The sequence below is a fragment of the Pseudoalteromonas phenolica genome (assembly GCF_005886345.1).
GTDB classification, from domain to species: Bacteria; Pseudomonadota; Gammaproteobacteria; order Enterobacterales; family Alteromonadaceae; genus Pseudoalteromonas; species Pseudoalteromonas phenolica_A.
In genome coordinates this window covers 1-19,155 of sequence record NZ_PNEC01000057.1, presented here as the reverse complement: position 1 = coordinate 19,155, position 19,155 = coordinate 1, and the positions used below count along the sequence as shown (strand labels likewise).

Here is a 19,155-nt window from a genome sequence, read left to right as displayed (position 1 = left end):
TGGTGAGGGACTCTCAAAATGAGATTTTGCTGCAGGTTGAGAATTTAGCTCTATAACAACAGAAAATAAGGCTTTTAAGAAATATAAAACAAGGAAGTAATTTAAGATTCATTGGCCCTAGTGGGTATATGAAAAGTAGGTTTAATTTATTCGTTAAAAGAAAAAACTCCTCTCTGGTTGAAACAGAATAAGGAGCTCATAGATAACCCCTTGAGAAGAAACATCGTAAACATGTAACTTTAGCAAATCACTCGCTCTTAACTTGCTATCTATCGCTAGGTTCAGTAGTGCAAGCTGCATTAGATCTTTTTCAATCTCCAGCCTAGTTCTAATCCGCCAGATCTCTTCAAGTTTAAATGGCCTTTTTATGCCGCTGCATTTACCAGAAGATAATTTTCTCATGATGACCTCCTCATAGTGTTTTTGGTCAACATTAGGTTTGGCAACCACATTTAGTAAGGTCAGGAAAAGCAGAAACGTCACTGGACAAAAACAATTTAGATTCTAATGACTGCTTCGTTCGTGAAGCAGCCGTTGGCTTATAGCAAGTTTATTGGTATAAAAATGAAAAAGTCTAAGTTTTAGCAAATTAAGATGATGTCTCTGCAACTTATGTAAGGCAATTTTTAGTTGGTAACGCATCTTAACTCAAGTCGTAATTCCCAACCTCTTTTAGATAATTCAGAGTTGATCATACAACGATATAGCCTTGAGAGTTTAATTCAATCCTATGCGTTGCTCATTATGACACCTGAATGGAGACTCAAGCTTGTTACTTTTGCGGCACAGCCTGACAAAACCTCTTTCTTTGCCATAGGCTCAATGGTTTGCAAGGTAAAGATCTTTCGTCACTGCCGTCCCCAATCCTTTCCACCCATTTCCGCCAATCGAGACGCGGCACGCCGAAAGGAAAAGGCGAGATCATTGGCGGACGATAATTGTGCTAGTGATACGCCAATTCGCCCCGTCGCCGACCACTCATAATATTCTCCCTTTTTGGTACGAATCATGGTCGTCGCAAAGGAGCTCGAGTTTCCTCCCTTCTCACTGACAATCAATTCTCCATCCTCATCACTACTTTCAACATGCGCTTCAAAATCAACAAATAATTCATCGAGCGGGACTTTTGCTGCCAGCACCAAGCGGGTGCGAGATTCATAACATGCGTCAATGAGGATCACGAATCGTCGCGCTTCGTTGAGGTGACTGGCGTCCAATTGCGTGACGCTGTCCATGATGAGGAGCGGAAATCGGTCGCACAGGGAAATATAATCGGCCGCGCCAAGCGGTTGATAGCACAACTCATAAAAGTCAAACCAGGCGCACCAGTCATTCAATCGGGCAACCTGGACGCTACGGCCATAGAGTACCGGAATGGTCTCGCCCTCAGTTCCGGATGCATTGTCACCAAATATTTCCTCTAACTGCGCCTGTATGTTGATAATTTTATTATTATCGCCATGAGTATCCTTGCTTGACCAAAAATAGGATTGGCCATCCGCTCGAGTTTCGAGTCGATAATCCTTGGTGGAACCCTCCATAGAAATAATGTCGAAAGTGTGTTTTAACATGTCTATGAATGGCAAAAAGAGGGATCGGTTAATGCCTCCCTTATACAAGTCATCTGGTGAGCGGTTCGAGGTGGCCACTATCACAACATTCCGATCCAATAATAATAAAAACAGTCTTTTCAAAATCATGGCGTCGGCAACGTCTGTCACTTGAAATTCGTCGAAACAGAGGAGTTGGGCTTCTTGTGCCAATTGTTGCGCAACGATGGGAATCGCATCACCTCGTGGGTGCTTCTGTTTGTAGACAAAGATTCGATGATTTACGTCCAGCATGAATTCATGAAAGTGGACGCGGCGTTTGGTAATTTTTGCGTGTTTGTGGCTATCATTATTACAGCGAGAGTCGTCAGGAACATTAACCGACGCGTGAAAGAGATCCATTAGAAAACTCTTGCCGACCCCAACAGGTCCATGAATGTAAATGCCCTGCGGTGGTGGACCAAAGGACCTCAAATGGAACTTCTTTCGAAGAAAGGACTGGGCGGATACCATGTATCGTACCAGTGAGCTGCTGTTTTTAAAGTTGCTATTTGCCGATTCGTCGCTGCGTACTGGAGGGAGCGAGGTAAGAGACTCGTGAAGGGCATCGAATTTTGCCGCCAGAGCAACTTGCGCATCATCACGTCGAACCTCCCCCATATCAACCTTTAGTTCATACGCCTCTGTCACGAGGCCTTTCGAGAAGCTTCTCCGAGCGACGCGATGTTTTGCTATTAACATGTACATTATTGTCATGGAGCCAATGAATTTATCAACATGATAGTATGGTACGTTTGATTTCTGTGAGGGTATCAAATGGATTCGTAGTAGATGCTCAAGTTTCGGATTTCAACTTATACAAATTTAGCATAACTATCTGACACCCTCTATCTTGATAAAAATCAAAACAGGTTTGTAAATTTGGTTTAAACCACTGAAGTTACTTTCATATTTTATTAAGGGCATAAATGACTGATTAGCGAATGTTCGGTCCTTCTTGTCTAAGCCAACATTGATGGTCCTTCGAGTAAATTAAAGGTAATTGACCAAATTCATGTTTATGGTAACCGTTCTAAATCATTTTGGGGCATAAATGAGTTACGAAGTGCCAACTGTGAAGGTTCTGGACAGAAACGAGCTAAAGTCTTTCTTTTATAGTTGTACATTTTTTATTTTACTTTTTAGGTGTTAAAGGCCATTAAATTTAGACAGGTTGTTTACTGATAATGTCTCGAATCCAGTTATGAAGAGGATCTTCGGTCATCCTTTTGTGCCAAGCAACTATAATTTCGAACGAAGGAAGTTCAAGATCGCAGTCTACCTCTTTAAGACCATTGATCGGCAACAATTTAGTCGGTAATAAAGCAATTATGTCGGTAGAAACAATACATTGCGCAGCAGCGGAAAAAAAAGGAACACTCATAACAATATTTCTTTTCAAACCGAGTTCTTCAAAATATGCGTCTGCGGAACCAACAAGGTTCGCTCTTTTAGGCGAGATAACGAGCTGCGGATGATGTGCAATTTGTTCAACAGACCATTTTTCATTCGCTCTTTCATGATCTTCAGCGATTACACAAGTGTGAGTTTCTGTAAAAAGAGTTATGGTTGGATATTTAGTTGGAACAAACTTTGGAAACGAGATCACAATATCGAACTCTCCGTTGTCCATCAAAACACTTAAATTATCAATCTCAAAGTCTTGTACAATTATCTTAAGGTTTGGCGCTTGTTTCCTAATTTTTTGAATCAAACTTGGTAATACTACTGCCTGTGCATAATCAGAAGCACATATCCTAAAAACACCACTTGCACTGCTAGGCTCAAAAACCTTAGGTTTTGTGATATTTTCTAGACGCGTTATGATTTCTGCTACTTCCTGTTGCAGGGATAGCGCATGTGCTGTAGGTACCAAACCGTTACTTTTTCTATTAAATAATGGATCTCGAAAAGACAGTCTGAGCTTTTTGAGTTGCTCACTGACAGCTTGCTGAGTTAGACCTAGTCTAGAAGCAACCCTTGAAGCATTCTTTTCAATTAAAAGATAATGCAACACTCTTAGCTGCTTTATGTCCAAACCATTGATACCAGCCATACTTGTTTCTCATACATCAAATATCTGTTTTTAATTGTATCACCAAGGCGGTAATCTTTTTTATCATTTTTTGTTGTACCTAGGCAGTGGTGCGTGATTATTGGAGTATTACATGAAACTAAAATCTTATGACCCTAGCAATGGGGAGCTTCTTGGTGACTTAGAATACTCGTCTAACGAAAATACCAAGAGAATAATAGAAAAAGCAAAAATAGCTCAAAAGCAATGGAAGAGTATCCCGCTACAAGAAAGGGTACAAATAATTGATAAGGCTTTTAAGTCCCTTATACCTCATCAAGAAGAACTTGCCGTTTTATTATGTAAAGAGATGGGCAAAAAGCACAACCGAGGGCTAAGTGAAGTTCGCGGTTCAATTTTTTCAGGTGCACATTACGCAAAAGAGGCTGGTATTGCACTTTCTCCTCAACCTAATAGTAGCATTGAGTTCAGACCCCTTGGAGTATGTGCTGTAATATCACCTTGGAACTATCCCTTAGCTATGGCTGTAAATCTTATCACTCCTGCCCTTGTAGCAGGGAACACAGTCGTATTTAAACCGTCAGAAGAGACGCCATTAATCGCTGATAAGTTCGTTGCATTACTTAACTCTGCATTACCAGATAATGTATTAAATATTCTACATGGCGATGGTTTAGTTGGTAGCACCATCGTAGATAGCCCAGACATAAATTTAGTTGCTTTTACTGGGTCTTTAGAAGTGGGTAAGAAGATAATGGCATCGGCTTCAAACAACCTAACAAGGCTGGTAATGGAACTTGGTGGAAATGACCCGATGATAGTGCTCGATGATGCCAACCTAGATGCCGCGGCACAGTTTGCTGTAGCCAGTAGCTTTGAAAATTCAGGCCAAATGTGTACATCTACTGAGCGAGTTTATGTCCAATCAAAGGTTGCTCATGAATTCATAGCTAAAGTAAAAGCTATTGCTTCTCAATACAAAATAGGCCCTTGGCACGACGAAAACACGCATTTGGGGCCAATAATCAATGAAAGACAACTCAGTAAGATTGATTCGCACGTAAAAGATGCGCTTTCTAAAGGTGCAAATTTGCTATTAGGTGGGCGGATTTTAGACGGTCGATATTACGAACCGACCGTAATTACTGGGATGAAGTCTGATATGCAGATGGAATCAAATGAAACATTTGGACCTATTGTCGCTATTTCTGAGTTTGAAAGTATTGAAGAAGCCATATCCCGTGCTAACAACTCTATTTACGGATTAGGGGCAGTCGTCTTTGGACAAGCAAATGCCAGAGCAGTAGCAAATCAACTCGAAGCAGGAATGATTGGTATAAATAAAGGACCAGGCGGCAGTGGAGATAGTCCTTGGGTTGGTGCTAAACAAAGCGGATATGGATTTCACGGAAGCCAAGAAGGACACAGGCTATTTGCACAAGTTACAGTCGTGGAGTAATTGATGAAAGATAATACATTCTACATTGTCGAAAAAGAATCGGGTGCTGAAAGTAATGACATTCCATTATGGGCTAGCAAAATACAAAACCCAGCGAAATTAGATGAAGAATCTGCGCTTAAACCCACTATCAAAGTTATAGAAGAAGTACCCGGTGCATTTCAAATACTCAATGTACTCTCCAAAAAGGAATGTGAATCCTTTATCTCTATTGGAGAAACATTAGGCTTTAATAAAGACGCTGCAGTATCACTACCTCGCCACATTCGGCATAACGATAGTTTAACCTGGGTAGTTGATGAAGCGACAGATACAATTATATGGGAACGGTGTAAACACCTTTTCTCACAAGGCATTGATGTCATATACGGGCAAACTCCACTTGGAATTAATGCGCGTTTTAGATTCTACAAATATGACAAAGGAGACTTCTTTAAGCCTCATACCGATGGTTCGTGGCCTGGGAGTCGAATTAGAGAAGGCAAAAATATACACAATGCTTACCCTGACCGATGGAGTCAAATGACGTTTTTAATTTTGCTTTCAGAGGAATTTATGGGAGGGGAAACTCAGTTTTGGGTAAACAAATATGATAAAACTCTGCCTGCAAAAAGCGCTCAAGATGCAGAACTTGTCAATGTTAGAACACCTGCCGGAAGCGTACTATGTTTTCCGCACGGTATGCATCCCCTGCACTGCCTGCATAGTTCAGCGCCAATTGACGAGGGCATCAAATATATAATTAGGACGGACTTACTTTTTCCCACTAATTAGTTAAAGTTAGTTGAAACTAGCTTCATATATTAGGATTAAAAATGAAGCTAGTATATATATTGGATTAAGAACTTATGAATGAACACGAGTGGTTACATTGAATATATGCATAATGTGTTTTACGTAAAGGTACTTGGGCCTTGGAATTATGAAACGTTTGAACACTACAATAATGACTTTAACAAGCTATTGATAGGCAATAAATGCCCATCATATTCTGTATTCGCTGTCCTTGAAGGTGACAGCTTAATGATCCCTGAAGTATGCGAAACATTTAAAAAAGCGACAACTAAACGCATTGCTACAGGACTTAAACACGTCGCATTTTACCTATCTAAATCAGCTTGCCCGAACGCATTTAAGCAACAATTTCACGATCTTTATCAAAATAAAAACATAAACTTTAAGTTTTTTAATGACATTGATTCAGCTAAATCTTGGTTAAAAACATATGAAATTATTCTAGGAGATAAGTTAGTCAACAAATTACTTTATTTTACCAGAGAATAAGCACAAATTTATATCTACTTATTTCTTACACTATAAGATTACAGTATTGTCCATAAAAAGGGGTTGCCCCCCTTTTTATAATATCCAAGCTGTTTAATTGCTAGAATGTTCTGATCAGCTTTTCATTAACAAACTCTTTTATACCAAGGTGGCCTAACTCTCTACCATAGCCTGACTTTTTAACGCCACCCATAGGCATTGTTGCATAGGTCCAAGACATGTGATTAACGAACGCAGTACCTGCCTCCATTTGTTCTGCTACACGTACGCCTCTAGCTTCGTTTTCTGTGTAAACAGAGCTACCTAGGCCAAATTGACTGTCGTTAGCCACTTTAATAGCTTCAGCTTCATCTTTGACAACAAAAACATTAGCTACAGGGCCAAAGATTTCTTCATCAAATGCCGGAGTACCTGCTGGAATGTCTGTTAAAATTGTAGGTTGGATAAATGCCCCTTCTCGTTTACCACCTAATAATAATTTTGCTCCACCTTCAACTGATTTTTTGATCTGAGCTTCCACGTCAATAGCTGCTTTTTCTGTTGAAAGAGGACCATAATGGTAACCTTCTTTTGTGGGGTCACCCGGCATTAACTCTTGAAGGTGTGCTTTAACCTTATTCAAAAATTCTTCTGCAATAGACTCAACTAAAATGATACGTTTAGGCGAAATACAAATCTGACCGCTACATAGCATTTTGGTAAATGCTAGATATTCGGCAGTTTTATCAAGGTTAGCGTCATCTAAAACGATAAATGGATCAACACCACCTAACTCCATCACTGTCTTCTTAACATTTCGACCTGCTTGTTCTGCAACTTTTGCACCCGCTGCGTTACTGCCAGTAAATGATACACCTTGCACTCTGTCGTCATCAATAATAGCGCCTGCATTGCGCGAAGATACAACCAAGTTAGTATAAACCCCCTCAGGCGTACCTGCATCAATCATAATTTGCTCAAAGGCTTTAGCACACTGAGGTACATTTGAAGCATGCTTAGTTAAAACAACATTACCAGCTATAAGGTTTGGTGCTGTACACCTGGCCGGTTGGTAAAATGGGAAGTTCCAAGGTTGAATGCCGTAAATGATTCCAACTGGTTGGTTGATCATTGTACCTTCCCCATCTTTTGTCGAAAGCTTTTTGGGTGCTAATAATGATTCACCTTCATCAGCATAATAATCGAAAATCTCAGCAACTAAATCTATTTCAGCTCTACCGTGTTCAAGTTTTTTACCCATCTCTTCAGCCATTAACATAGCTAACTCTTCTTTGCGCTCTCTATATAACGCTGCGGCACGACTCAAAACAACAGCTCGTTCACTGAAGCTTTTATTTTTCCAAGTTTTAAAAGCCAAATTGGCCTTAGCGATAGCTATATCAACTTGGTTAGGAGTCATTTCCTCAAATGAAGCCAATACTTCACCGTTTAAAGGGTTTATTGAATTTATCGCCATACTGTTCTCCAAATATAAACAATATAAAAATCAAAACTCTCTTCTAGTTTTGTTTTAAATAGACTCATTGTGAGATGAAAAACTAAATGAATATCTAAAAAGAAATAATCACATGATACTTACCTCACAAGCAGGTTTAATTTATATACCTTTAGTTTATTTTCAATTAGTATACTTTTTTATACTTAGCTTCTTTTTCAGCATCAATGAAATAAATGGCAACAATTACAGATGGTTAGGTGTGTATATTTATTTTTAGAATTTTAAGAATGTTTTTAATATTTAAAAGATAACGTTTTCACACGCCATATATTTGCTTAAATAAGTTATGCGCGGTATGAAGTAATTAACAAAAAAACATCCAGAAGTTTTCAAAAATTATTCAGAAAACTTCTGTGTACAGAATTACTGTAATGAAAGACGATGGGTTAAAATAGAGCCGATTTTGTAGAAATTTATTTAGATATTTCGATATTGTGTGTTTCTGACCAAACTTTAAGGTCATCTAATATTTTTAGTGCAGAACGGCCAAATTCTGTTAGCTCATATGTTACCGCTATCGGTCTATCACTTATTACTTTTCTTATGACCATCCCTTCTTCTTCCAATTCTTTTAAGCGTTGATCGACCATTTTTTTAGTAGCCCCACCTAACATTCTAGATAAATCATTGAATCGGACAGGTTCATCTTTCAAATGGTAGATAATTGAACCCTTCCATTTACCGCCGATTAAACGCATACCTTTTTCAATTGCACAAGGCTCCATACATGCGTTATAAACTTTTTTTCTTCCTTTACTGTCTGTTTTTACTGAACTTTCCACGAAACCCCTCTTATTTAGCCTAGGTTACTAAAAGTATACTAATTGATTACTGTTAAATGGTAACTAAAATATACCACAAATAACCGTTCAAAATAAATTTTAATTTTGGAGAAACACAGATGAGCAACATTTTAATTATCAATGGTCACCAGTATTACCCTTTTTCTGAAGGCAAGCTTAACAGTACCCTAGTAGATAAAGCTGCAAGCTTATTAGAAGGAAAAGGACATAGTACACGTATCGTCACTATGTCTGAAACGATAGATGTTGAAAAAGAACTAGAGAACCATCAGTGGGCGGATTTCGTTATTTTCCAATCACCAATTAATTGGATGGGGGTTACTTGGTCTTTTAAAAAATATATGGATGAAGTGTACACAGCAGGAATGGGCGGTGCTTTATGTAATGGTGACGGTCGCCACCATGACTCACCTAAAGAAAACTATGGTATGGGTGGCACACTAACGAATACGAAATACATGATGTCATTGACTTTCAATGCGCCAGAAGAGTCATTTAATGACGAAACTGAGTTCTTTGATGGCAAATCTGTTGATGATCTTCTGTTCCCTATGCATATGAACTTCAAGTTCTTTGGTATGAAGCCAATGGAAACATTTGCATGCTTTGACGTGATGAAAAATGCCGATGTTGAAAATGACTTAAAACGTTTTGAAGCACACATTAACAAGCACTTTTAAGGAAGAATCATGAGCGTTGAATATACGACTAAATTGCACGCAGGAGCTGATTTTCCTGTAATCGAAGCCAAACTACTAAATGATAATATTAAAAAATTGTCTACTCCTGAAAATGGTTTGGATTGGAAAATGGTTGTAGTTTACAGAGGTCAACATTGCCCGCTTTGTACCCGCTACTTAAACCAGTTAGAAAATGCGAAAGACCTTCTTGCTCAAACAGGCGTAGATTTGATCGCCGTTTCAGGTGACAGTAAAGAACAACTAGAAAGTCATATGGAAAGACTTAATGTGACTTTCCCTATCGCATATGGCCTCACTGTTGAACAGATGGAAGAGCTTGGGTTGTATATATCCAATCCTAGATCGCCTGAAGAAACGGATCATCCTTTTGCTGAGCCGGGTCTATTCGTCGTCAATGATGAAGGTAAAGTTCACGTAGTGGACATTTCAAACAATCCATTTGTAAGACCTGAACTTCAGTCATTGATTAGTGGCTTAGATTGGATAAGAAATCCTGCAAACAACTATCCTATTCGTGGTATGCATAAATAGGAGTTCAAATGAAAAAGGTTGTATTAGCTGGTGTCTTTTCAGCCCAATTATTTGGAAATGAGCTTGCTGAAGACTCGAAAATCGAGTCTGCACACATAGCATCACCAAAACATTACAAACTACTGCTTGAGAATGAAGAAGTCATCGTGCTCAAGATGACACTAAAACCAGGGGAACAGGATAATTGGCATAAACACAACGCTGAGACTGTTTACTTTGAAAAAGGTGGTAAGGCGACGATAACAACCAGTGAGAAAGACATGACTTTGGAGATCCCGAATGGCTATGTAATGTGGCATGACCAATGGGAGCACCAAGTTAAAAATGTTGGTGACACAACTATCACTGCAATTATCGTTGAAAAGAGAAAATGATGTCAAAGACACAAATTAACATTGATATCGTTTCTGATGTGGTTTGTCCTTGGTGTGTAATTGGCTATGGTCGCTTAAAAGCGGCATTAGCCAATTTTTATACTAAATTCGACATTAATATTGTTTGGCACCCCTACGAGCTTAATCCCAATATGCCAAAAGAAGGTGAAAACTTAAGACAACATTTGTCGAAAAAGTATGGTACTACATTAGAGGGCAGCATTAGAGCCAGAGCCATGTTGACTGAAGAAGGAAGAAAAGTCGGCTTCAAGTTTAACTACTTTGATGAAATGAAAATGCTTAATACACATCAATGTCATCAACTGCTTCACTGGGCCAAAGAAAGTGATTTTCAAAACCAATTAGCAGAGGCATTTTTTGAGCATTTCTTTAGTAATAGAGGTACTTTTACAGAGCCAGAACTTATTCATATCGTGGGTAAAGTTGGCTTGAATACCGAGCAAGCACAGTCAGTATTAGCTAATAACTCATGTACTGAAGAAGTGAAGTTAAGCGAAGCGCACTGGCATCGAAATGGAATACATGGCGTGCCATTATTTATTTTTAACAGTGAAAAAGCACTATCAGGTGCGCAAGAAGTCGCAACCTTTGAAAATGTACTTAATCAATATTTAAAATAGAGACAACTTATCATGTTTACTTATTATGAACCGGATACGGCTCCAGAAGAGTCGAGACCACTAATGGAGCAATCTTTAGCAGGTTTTGGCATGATCCCAAACCTTCACAAAATTTTAGCTGAAGCGCCAGCAACATATAAAGCGTATAACCAAACCTTTACAAGCTTCATGAAAGAAACAACGTTTAGCCCAGTTGAGCAACAAGTTGTTTTTATGACGTCAAACTTTGAGAATAATTGCTACTATTGTGTTCCGGGCCATACATGGATGATGAAGTCATCTAAAATGCCAGATGATGTTATTGAAGCTTTGAGAAATGGCACTGTTCTACCAGACGCAAAACTTCAAGCGCTTCATAATTTCACAAAAGCCTTATTAGACAACCGAGGTCACATTGGTGACGCTAAGTTAAATGAGTTTTTGAATGCTGGATATACTAAGCGCCAAGCTTTGGAAGTGCTCACCGGACTGGCATCAAAACTAATCTCAAACTTCACAAACGCATTAACGCATACAAAAGTGGACGATGCTATGAAGCCTTACGCATGGGAAAAGCCGGAGAAATAGTATGTCACTAGAAAATCATCCGATGTGGCGATTGCCAAAGCACCACTTAGATCATGATGATGCCCATGACCATGTGCATTGGGTTGAGTTATTTTATGATCTGATCCATGTGGTCATAATTTTCTTACTTGGAAACTTTTTAAGTGATCACTTGAGTGTGGATGGTTTCATAGCGTTTGCGGGACTATTTATCGCTGTGTGGTTCGCCTGGGCAGACTCAAGCGTATATAACTCGCTGTATGTTAGCACTGACGTAAAGCATAGACTCATTATGTCTTGCCAAATTGTAACCGCAATGGTTATGGCTGCTTCAATTCCTCATGTTTTAGATAAGGGCTGGATGTATTTTGCCCTAGCTTATGCCGCCAATAGATTGATCACCGCCTATTTGTATCACAGAACAAATAGACTTGGTGTTGAAGCAACAGTGCTTTCACGAACAGTAAGCCGCAACTTCTTTGTTCTAGCTATTATATTCGCAATAAGTGCTTTTCTACCTAAACCATATAATTTTGCGGTATTTGCACTTGCCATACTTTCGATCCAACTCCTGTATATGCTTCCAAAAGTTGGGGTTTTAGAATACAAACGATTTTTACCTAGACTAGGACACATGTCTGAGCGTTTTGCTCTACTACTTCTCATTGTTGTTGGCGAAGGGTTCTTTAAACTCGTGATCACTCTTTCCGAAAAAGGCGTTTATAAAGTCACTCCAGAGGTACTGTTTAACTTTATGTTTGGAGGTATAGCGGTATTTGTTCAATGCTGGATTTATTTCGATTTTGTAGGCAATGGAAAACCTAAAAATCAAAGAAAGTGGACGCTAGTTAGCTGGTGGTTAGCGCATTTGTTTCTAATGCTTTCTGCTGTGATGGTGGGTGTTGCGCTGGCTGGTGAAGTAAAAGTAGGATTTTGGGACCCATACCCGCTCAAATATGGCGCCATAGGTTGTATCGGGCTTGCCTCATATTTACTCTGTCTACTTTGGATTCAATTTAATATCGAAGAACGCATTGCCCATCGATTTGCTACCGCAAAAGTACGAATGTTTGGTGTTGTTTTAGCTTTAGTAACATTATTGGTCCTACCCTACGTGCCAGCTCTAGTAGGTAACCTTTTATGGGGTACAGCGTTAATCTCTCAAATAGCAATTCCGGTAACAAGAGCATACATCACCTTTTCCAAAGAAGAACAGGCTAATGCCTAAGAATTGCGCACTAACGGTTAACTCAATGATTAGCGGGAATAATTGATGGACAAGGCACTTACAACTAGAAAAAAGGTATATGATATCCTTGAACATGGGTTCGATGGTTCAAGTACTAGCCGATTATTTAGCGGCTTTATCGTGTTGCTCATCATTTTAAACGTAGGTGCCATCATTCTTGAATCTTACAAACCAATAGGAGAAATGTACCATCAAGAGTTTCTCTTGTTTAACATTTTTTCTGTTGTTGTGTTTACGCTGGAGTATTTCGCGAGAATATGGGTTTCTGTTGAGTCACCGCACAGTGAGCGTTCTAAACCAATAAAATCAAGAATTAAGTATTTATTAAGCCCGGTGTCACTGATTGATCTGTTAGCAATAGCCCCTTTTTATTTATCATTCATATTTGCAATAGATCTAAGATATCTGCGTATGCTAAGAATGATCCGACTATTGAAACTAACACACTATTTCAAAGGGCTTCATTTATTCATAGACGTTTTCAAAAAGGAGTTACCCAGTATAGGTGCTGCAATTATAATAATGAGTGTTTTAGTAATAATGTCAGCCAGTGTTATGTACGGCCTTGAACATGAGGCTCAACCCGATGTTTTTGATAGTATTCCAAGCGCTATTTGGTGGTCTGTAGTGACAATGACAACCGTTGGTTATGGGGATGTTATACCAGTGACTTTTTTAGGCAAATTTATATCCATTTTTATCATGTTGTTAGGTGTTGGTATCGTCGCTCTTCCTGCTGCTATGCTTGCTGCCAAGTTCGGTGATGAGCTGAGAACGCGAAAGCAACTTCTAGAACGTGAAGTAGCGAACGCTCTTAAGGACGGTATAATTACTTCAGAAGAACAAGCTGCTATTGAGAAATTATCTCAATCAATGGGGATCTCATCTCAAGAACTTGAGCACGTAATTTTAAACTATAACAGACACAATTCTAAACCAGTGACATGCGAACATTGCGGTCAAACCTAGCTTTTTAGCGACCCCATATTAAAGCTTTTTGTTTAGGTGTGTAGTAAATACGTTTTCTTTGTTTCATTGCAACGTTCTCCATAATTAAGGATAGCATTGCATCCACCAATTGAACTCACAGCTCGATAGAGACCTTAACTCTAACTCACTTTGGGGCAGAAACGAGTTACGAAGTGCACCTGTGAAGGCTCTGGACAGAAATGAGTTAGAGATGAATGACAGTTGTGTGCCAAAAGCGGACATTCAATACTTATTTTTTATATATATTTTTGATTCGCATCATTGGAAACGGATTTAACGTGTTTCTCCCCAATTGAATAAAAGTAAATCGAATTAACGTCTTATGAAAACCTGCATTTGGAATTGCTTGCTTCACTTCTTTAATAAAGTTTTTATCAACGCCATTCTTAATGATGCCTAATGAAAAATCAGTTAGATCGGCTTTTCTGAAAGCCTCTGCAAGTATTTTGTGAGGGCCTTTATATTCAGTAATCAAATGGTGCATATCTATAATAATTTGAATTTCTTCTTTCCAGTCATCAAGACCTTGCTTTTCTAGCCACTGATGACAATCTTGATAAGATGGGACAAGATAATCCACTCTGTTATGAGTCCACAATGCAATATCATGGAAAACTGCGGCTATCTGAATTTTCTTACTTTCTTCTTGAGAAATATTTGGCAATAAGAAGTGACAATAATTAAGCATTCTGGTTATGTGATTTCTATAACCGTCAAAATCATTGTTAATTACATCACGAAACTCCTCTAAAATTTCATCAACAAGCTTATAACTAGTAACGACACTCATGCTTCACCTTTCAATAATTTAATTAGTGCACTCATTATATTGGTATGAATTCTATACGATATGGCTATAATGGCATTAAACATTACTATCTAGCCAAAATTACATGAAAGAAGTAGTCATTGTTGCTTTTGAAGGAATTAGCTTATTTCACCTTTCAGTGCCAATAGCTATTTTTGGAGACGCTGTACTGGAAGAAAAAAAGTTGTTTAATGTTCGTGTGTGTTCAGAAACAAACGGAAAAATAAACTCTGCAAATGGGTTAGGTATAGATATTGAAGACGACCCATCTATCATTCACCAAGCCGATATAATCATTATTCCTAGCTGGCAACCTGAAAAGCTTCCTAGCCCAAGTTTGATAGAACTGCTTGTTGACGCACATAAAAATAAAAAGTTAATCGTTGGTTTATGCTTGGGAGCTTATGCTTTAGCGTATAGTGGCCTACTGAAAGGTAAGAATGCGACAACTCATTGGAGATACGGAGATGATTTTAAAACAAGGTTTCCTCTCACCTCTTGCGATATTAATTCTTTATATTTATCTGAAAATAACATAATCACGTCTGCTGGAAGTGCTGCGGCAATAGACTGTTGCCTTTATATTGTAAGGCACTGTTATGGAGTTAAAACATCCAATAAAATTGCTAGAGTAATGGTTTCATCTCCAGAACGTAGTGGCGGACAAAAACAATATATAGAGAATCCAACCTTAGAAAAACCAAGAGATGAGCGGATTGCAAAGTTGATAGGTTTTGTTATGCAAAACATTACATACAATCATACTTTAGAAAGTGCTGCTAACTACTGCATGATGAGCACTCGTAGTTTCAGTCGAAATTTTAAATCAGCAAATGGTATCAGTTTTACATCTTGGTTGATTAACCTTCGGCTTAACAATAGCTTAGAATTATTAGAATCTACTAACTTTTCTATTTCCAAAATATCAGAGCAAATTGGCTTTAGTTCTGAGCAAGTATTTCGTAAGCATTTCAATAAAAAATTTGATACTACTCCAACGTCATGGCGAAAATTGTTCAATAGTTCTCACGGGAATTAAAAGTTATCTCTACGTCTGCTTTTCGCTCATTTGCGTAATTTAGTACAACGCCAATTAAAAACACTTTTAAAAGAGCTTGGTTAAAATTATTTAAATAAATCTCAGTTTTAGTGCCAAAGTGAGTAAAAAATCTCAAGTTGAGTGGCAAAATTAAAAAGTGACAATTTTTTAAGTCACTGAGAAGAGATAAGATAGTCTGCCTGAGATTCTCAAGTTAAGTGGCAGTCACCAAATGGTGAGTGACATTTAAATTGAGATTTTACGGCAGGTTGAGAATTTTGCTCTCAAACCACTGGAAGTAAGGCGTTTCAGAAATATAAAACAAGGAAGTAATTTGAGATTAATTAGCCCAAGTGGGTATATGAAAAGTAGGTTTAATTTATTCGTTAAAAGAAAAAACTCCTCTCTAGTTGAAACAGAGTAAGGAGCTCAGGCTATGCCTGTTAACGACATATCACCTCTACGAGTTAAATAAACAAAATAGATCTAATAATACATCTTAAGTACTTATGAAGTTTTATCAAAAATTACTCAAAGTTCCTATAGAGTTCTAAAAATGCCAATAGAGGATCTTAAACAGTAACTCATTTCTGCCCCAAAACGTGTTTAGGCAAATGCCTCAAATGAGCGAACAACGGCAGTCAAAACTTATTAACCCCATACTTTTCAGCCTCTGAATTACAACTTTCCCCTATATTCAAGAAAACGCGCAAATTGCGTACTTTTATCTTTCTAAAAAACTAACAATATGCATTTTTAATTATGCTGGTAATGAGTTACCAACTTTGTTAATACTATGCATAAAGAAATATGCGCGATTTGCGCACTTTTTAAATGAGGAGTAATCGATGAAAATTTTTTACGAGCGTACGGAAACAGAAGACAATGTAATTCTTGTATTTAAGCCATATTACTTATACATGTTGTTCGGTGCACTAGCGTTGGAGGTGATAAAGAATCAATTTCTTAGCCTAGGGCTTCAGTCAATATCGGGCGTTATTTGGTTTTTTGTGTTTACTTTAATTGTTGTTCGATTCATATCTATGAGAAAAATAAACTCAGAGCTTAGCAAGGCTATGAAGGTAGGGGATATAAGCTTATCTGGCTCAAAGTTTAATCCCAAAAATCCTTTGACGGCAACTATTCCAAAAAGTCTTATTCATCAAGCTAATGACTAATAAGAGACTATGGTGTTGAACGATCGTGTTTGGCACAAAGCTGGCCCTTAGCCTCTAACACATTTATGCCCCAAAACGTGTTTAGGCGAATGCCGCAAATGAGCGAAAAGCGGACCATCATTAACGTTCGTTTTATTATTTCAAATAAAGTTATTGCTGATAATTATTAGTAACCCTAATTATTCTCAATAAAAAATCATTAAACAATTGAAATATTTAAATAATACTGCACTCCTAGTAAAGTGCTGTATTTCCTCGTTTCTTTGACTCGTAGCTAAAAACGGGCGAAGTCTATGACTACCAAATTACAATTAATATCAAAGAGTTTTTTAACACACCACAGTGAGTGCTATTAATCACCTTTGTATTAACGTTATGTTCTTGTAACAAATCAGGTTTTAAATGCCTTAAGCGCTGCATTACATCGCAATTTTTCGTTGTAACTGCTTTTGGTTAGGCATTGTTTCGGGGGTGGTGTAAATCGCCACTTATGCATTTAGTTGCTTTTAATTCAAACTTAAGGGTTAGTTGTTAATTAACCTAGATAATCTTTACAGTAGCAAACAACTGATTGATTGTGGTGTTAAAACGAAAAGACAAATATCAAAGCAACTCGTCTTTAGTTCTTAGCAATACCTGAGGTTAATTAACAATCAACAACCGCGGTTACCGTTTTTCATCAGGTATATCCAACCAAGTATCCCTATCTATCTCCCTGCTGGGGAACGCAGCATTTCTAAAAGGCCAATCCTCCTTCAACCACTTTTTCAGAGCAACTAACACTTTTTCTTCAAAGCCAGTCTTAACTTCACTCTGCCTGACCCAATAGTGAACGGCTGCATCATAACCTTTTTTTCTAGTTGGGTTGATATATATCGTACCCAAAATGCGACTTTCGTCGTTCGGAACAATACTATACGCAAATGAACGGCGATTTTGAAACTCGTACTGATGCCATCCCAAGTCGATTATATTTTGTTCTAAAGTATGGCCTTCAGGCCACTTAGAACCCCACAGATTTTGAAGGTATTTAGTCGAAGTCATCACTGCGTCATAATCTTTTACCGCATCATTAATCGTAAGCATTCTAAATTTATAACCATCCAACTCATAGTTTCCTGGAATATTAAAATCAGCAGCTACAAATGGATAACTAGACGCAGCTTTTAGATCTTCTGCGTAAAATAAAATTAAAACAAAGATGAATACAAATTTTCTGGTAATCATAAAAGTCCTTTTGGAGTAATGGTTATGGTAAAACAAAAATTTACATAGATTGCTCCATGAAATAAAATGATAAAAAATCACATGGACATGAAAAAATCTAATAACCCTATGGATAAACTCCCGTCATTAAAATCTATAAAAGTCTTCGAAGTCGCCGCTAGACAGTTAAGTTTTAGTAGGGCTGCAGATGAACTTTGCGTAAGTCAAAGTGCCGTTAGCCATCAAATTCGGTCTCTTGAAAATCATCTAGGAAAGCAACTCTTTATAAGAGCAAATAACAGCGTCTTTCTTTCCTCATATGGTGAGATCCTGGCTAAAGGAGTCAAAGAAAGTTTTGATATATTGAGGACTGCTACAAATGAGGTAGTGGAGGTATCCGATATTACTATAAAGGTGGTTGCGCAAACATCGGTAGCGTTAGACTGGCTGGCTCCGAGGCTACCCAAATTTAAGTTACAAAATCCAGAAGTTGATGTCATTCTCACCACTGTGACTAGCTCTGAGCATTATGAACCCTCTGAATTTCATGTAAGTATTGGAAATTGGTCAACCCCTCCTGATTTCAATAGCACTCGAATAAGAAAAGAAAATTGGTTTCCTGTTGTAGCAAGTAAAACTAGCAAAAAAATCAATATAGAAAACGCGCAATCAATTTTAGAAGCTCCACTCTTCAGCTATAGAAATGGCAATGACTGGGAAGTCTGGATGAAACACCATAACTTAAAACCTAAAACAAAATTAAATATTCAGCACTTTAATGACCCTCTACTTGCAACTAAAGCTGCGCTCAGTGGAGAGGGAGTTGCACTAAGTAATATGTTCATGGCTGAAAACGCGATAAAAGAAAATAAGTTAACCCACAACCCTTTTCTATCGAACAGGCCGCCTTGGGGAGATTATTATATTCACTATTTATCTGGAAGCTATTACATTAATTTGTTCACAAATTGGGTTCTTTCATGCTGTGCAGAGCTTGATTGATAAATATTATCAATATGGTCACAGTCTGATTTTATTTTTTGAATCCAATCAATGACCGCCTCTGTCACACAACTGTCCTTCATCTCTAACACGTTTTTGTCCAAAAGCGAGTTACCTCACTCGCTCTTTACTCATTTCTGACCTAAACTGATTCGGATATTAACCCGCTTTTGCACACATCAAATTGTTATCTTTGTTTACTTTACGCTCATATTCACTTGG

The 19,155-nt window shown here is 38.0% G+C and carries 19 protein-coding genes and 1 pseudogene; 13 read left to right on the top strand and 7 right to left on the bottom strand.

The window, feature by feature from the left end; all coding sequences use genetic code 11:
* Positions 1-195 precede the first annotated feature (195 nt).
* The 3 genes and pseudogenes from CWB72_RS17785 to CWB72_RS17775 form a co-directional block, all read right to left on the bottom strand.
* Positions 196-402: pseudogene (locus tag CWB72_RS17785) on the bottom strand (integrase); the annotation flags it as partial.
* Positions 403-848: 446 nt separating this feature from the next.
* Positions 849-2,240: a cell division protein ZapE gene (gene zapE, locus CWB72_RS17780; protein WP_252371587.1), complete on the bottom strand. Its 1,392-nt coding sequence runs from the start codon at positions 2,238-2,240 to the stop codon at positions 849-851.
* A gap of 514 nt (positions 2,241-2,754) precedes the next feature.
* Complete coding sequence (locus CWB72_RS17775) at positions 2,755-3,645, bottom strand: LysR family transcriptional regulator (RefSeq protein WP_138634211.1); 891 nt, start codon at positions 3,643-3,645, stop codon at positions 2,755-2,757.
* Between the two features lie 112 nt (positions 3,646-3,757).
* On the opposite strand from CWB72_RS17775, the gene CWB72_RS17770 reads away from it, so the two are divergent.
* The 3 genes from CWB72_RS17770 to CWB72_RS17760 all read left to right on the top strand — a co-directional run bounded on the left by CWB72_RS17770 (position 3,758) and on the right by CWB72_RS17760 (position 6,367).
* Entirely contained in the window at positions 3,758-5,083 is a 1,326-nt protein-coding gene (locus tag CWB72_RS17770) for an aldehyde dehydrogenase family protein (protein ID WP_138634208.1), read from the top strand.
* 3 nt (positions 5,084-5,086) lie between these two features.
* Entirely contained in the window at positions 5,087-5,857 is a 771-nt protein-coding gene (locus CWB72_RS17765; RefSeq protein WP_138634205.1) for an oxidoreductase, read from the top strand.
* 78 nt (positions 5,858-5,935) lie between these two features.
* Positions 5,936-6,367 carry a hypothetical protein gene (locus CWB72_RS17760; RefSeq protein WP_138634202.1) on the top strand — a complete coding sequence of 144 codons (432 nt, stop codon included), beginning with the start codon at positions 5,936-5,938 and terminating at the stop codon, positions 6,365-6,367.
* Between the two features lie 100 nt (positions 6,368-6,467).
* On the opposite strand, the gene CWB72_RS17755 is transcribed toward CWB72_RS17760, so the two are convergent.
* Positions 6,468-7,823, bottom strand: coding sequence for an NAD-dependent succinate-semialdehyde dehydrogenase (locus CWB72_RS17755; protein WP_138634199.1), 1,356 nt, complete (start codon positions 7,821-7,823; stop codon positions 6,468-6,470).
* A gap of 455 nt (positions 7,824-8,278) precedes the next feature.
* Complete coding sequence (locus CWB72_RS17750) at positions 8,279-8,647, bottom strand: winged helix-turn-helix transcriptional regulator (protein ID WP_138634196.1); 369 nt, start codon at positions 8,645-8,647, stop codon at positions 8,279-8,281.
* 119 nt (positions 8,648-8,766) lie between these two features.
* Here CWB72_RS17750 and CWB72_RS17745 point away from each other — a divergent pair, with 119 nt between their 5' ends.
* From CWB72_RS17745 to CWB72_RS17715, 7 genes are read left to right on the top strand one after another with little or no spacing between them, the layout of a single operon-like run.
* Positions 8,767-9,348, top strand: a complete 582-nt coding sequence (locus CWB72_RS17745; protein ID WP_138634193.1) for an NAD(P)H-dependent oxidoreductase — start codon at positions 8,767-8,769, stop codon at positions 9,346-9,348.
* Between the two features lie 9 nt (positions 9,349-9,357).
* Positions 9,358-9,900: a peroxiredoxin-like family protein gene (locus CWB72_RS17740; RefSeq protein ID WP_138566649.1), complete on the top strand. Its 543-nt coding sequence runs from the start codon at positions 9,358-9,360 to the stop codon at positions 9,898-9,900.
* Positions 9,901-9,908: 8 nt separating this feature from the next.
* Positions 9,909-10,274, top strand: coding sequence for a hypothetical protein (locus CWB72_RS17735; protein ID WP_138634190.1), 366 nt, complete (start codon positions 9,909-9,911; stop codon positions 10,272-10,274).
* Positions 10,274-10,915, top strand: coding sequence for a DsbA family oxidoreductase (locus CWB72_RS17730; protein ID WP_138634187.1), 642 nt, complete (start codon positions 10,274-10,276; stop codon positions 10,913-10,915). The genes CWB72_RS17735 and CWB72_RS17730 overlap by 1 nt, the downstream gene beginning before the upstream one ends.
* A gap of 12 nt (positions 10,916-10,927) precedes the next feature.
* Positions 10,928-11,482, top strand: coding sequence for a carboxymuconolactone decarboxylase family protein (locus CWB72_RS17725; protein ID WP_138634184.1), 555 nt, complete (start codon positions 10,928-10,930; stop codon positions 11,480-11,482).
* Between the two features lies 1 nt (position 11,483).
* Positions 11,484-12,689, top strand: a complete 1,206-nt coding sequence (locus CWB72_RS17720) for a low temperature requirement protein A (protein ID WP_138634181.1) — start codon at positions 11,484-11,486, stop codon at positions 12,687-12,689.
* Positions 12,690-12,734: 45 nt separating this feature from the next.
* A complete protein-coding gene (locus tag CWB72_RS17715; protein ID WP_138634177.1) occupies positions 12,735-13,679 on the top strand; it encodes an ion transporter in 945 nt (314 codons plus the stop codon).
* A gap of 250 nt (positions 13,680-13,929) precedes the next feature.
* Here the strand turns inward: CWB72_RS17715 and CWB72_RS17710 are convergent, their stop codons facing one another.
* Positions 13,930-14,490 (bottom strand): hypothetical protein, encoded by a 561-nt coding sequence (locus tag CWB72_RS17710; RefSeq protein WP_138634174.1) that lies wholly within the window; start codon positions 14,488-14,490, stop codon positions 13,930-13,932.
* Positions 14,491-14,593: 103 nt separating this feature from the next.
* On the opposite strand from CWB72_RS17710, the gene CWB72_RS17705 reads away from it, so the two are divergent.
* Positions 14,594-15,547, top strand: coding sequence for a GlxA family transcriptional regulator (locus CWB72_RS17705; RefSeq protein ID WP_138634171.1), 954 nt, complete (start codon positions 14,594-14,596; stop codon positions 15,545-15,547).
* An 848-nt stretch (positions 15,548-16,395) separates the two neighbouring features.
* Positions 16,396-16,725: a hypothetical protein gene (locus CWB72_RS17700; RefSeq protein ID WP_138634166.1), complete on the top strand. Its 330-nt coding sequence runs from the start codon at positions 16,396-16,398 to the stop codon at positions 16,723-16,725.
* A 666-nt stretch (positions 16,726-17,391) separates the two neighbouring features.
* Here the strand turns inward: CWB72_RS17700 and CWB72_RS17695 are convergent.
* Positions 17,392-17,952, bottom strand: a complete 561-nt coding sequence (locus CWB72_RS17695) for a hypothetical protein (protein ID WP_212747906.1) — start codon at positions 17,950-17,952, stop codon at positions 17,392-17,394.
* 81 nt (positions 17,953-18,033) lie between these two features.
* Here CWB72_RS17695 and CWB72_RS17690 point away from each other — a divergent pair, with 81 nt between their 5' ends.
* Positions 18,034-18,933 (top strand): LysR family transcriptional regulator, encoded by a 900-nt coding sequence (locus tag CWB72_RS17690; protein WP_171037356.1) that lies wholly within the window; start codon positions 18,034-18,036, stop codon positions 18,931-18,933.
* Positions 18,934-19,155 lie beyond the last annotated feature (222 nt).

Bases quoted from the DNA above. Each gene is read 5' to 3' on its own strand.
- CWB72_RS17770 (WP_138634208.1), top strand. From the start codon at position 3,758: ATGAAACTAAAATCTTATGACCCTAGCAATGGGGAGCTTCTTGGTGAC.
- CWB72_RS17745 (WP_138634193.1), top strand. From the start codon at position 8,767: ATGAGCAACATTTTAATTATCAATGGTCACCAGTATTACCCTTTTTCT.
- CWB72_RS17730 (WP_138634187.1), top strand. From the start codon at position 10,274: ATGTCAAAGACACAAATTAACATTGATATCGTTTCTGATGTGGTTTGT.
- CWB72_RS17710 (WP_138634174.1), bottom strand. From the start codon at position 14,490: ATGAGTGTCGTTACTAGTTATAAGCTTGTTGATGAAATTTTAGAGGAG.
- CWB72_RS17700 (WP_138634166.1), top strand. From the start codon at position 16,396: ATGAAAATTTTTTACGAGCGTACGGAAACAGAAGACAATGTAATTCTT.
- CWB72_RS17760 (WP_138634202.1), top strand. From the start codon at position 5,936: ATGAACACGAGTGGTTACATTGAATATATGCATAATGTGTTTTACGTA.
- CWB72_RS17755 (WP_138634199.1), bottom strand. From the start codon at position 7,823: ATGGCGATAAATTCAATAAACCCTTTAAACGGTGAAGTATTGGCTTCA.
- CWB72_RS17720 (WP_138634181.1), top strand. From the start codon at position 11,484: ATGTCACTAGAAAATCATCCGATGTGGCGATTGCCAAAGCACCACTTA.
- CWB72_RS17715 (WP_138634177.1), top strand. From the start codon at position 12,735: ATGGACAAGGCACTTACAACTAGAAAAAAGGTATATGATATCCTTGAA.
- CWB72_RS17775 (WP_138634211.1), bottom strand. From the start codon at position 3,645: ATGGCTGGTATCAATGGTTTGGACATAAAGCAGCTAAGAGTGTTGCAT.
- CWB72_RS17765 (WP_138634205.1), top strand. From the start codon at position 5,087: ATGAAAGATAATACATTCTACATTGTCGAAAAAGAATCGGGTGCTGAA.
- CWB72_RS17705 (WP_138634171.1), top strand. From the start codon at position 14,594: ATGAAAGAAGTAGTCATTGTTGCTTTTGAAGGAATTAGCTTATTTCAC.
- CWB72_RS17690 (WP_171037356.1), top strand. From the start codon at position 18,034: ATGGACATGAAAAAATCTAATAACCCTATGGATAAACTCCCGTCATTA.
- CWB72_RS17725 (WP_138634184.1), top strand. From the start codon at position 10,928: ATGTTTACTTATTATGAACCGGATACGGCTCCAGAAGAGTCGAGACCA.
- CWB72_RS17740 (WP_138566649.1), top strand. From the start codon at position 9,358: ATGAGCGTTGAATATACGACTAAATTGCACGCAGGAGCTGATTTTCCT.
- CWB72_RS17735 (WP_138634190.1), top strand. From the start codon at position 9,909: ATGAAAAAGGTTGTATTAGCTGGTGTCTTTTCAGCCCAATTATTTGGA.
- CWB72_RS17695 (WP_212747906.1), bottom strand. From the start codon at position 17,952: ATGATTACCAGAAAATTTGTATTCATCTTTGTTTTAATTTTATTTTAC.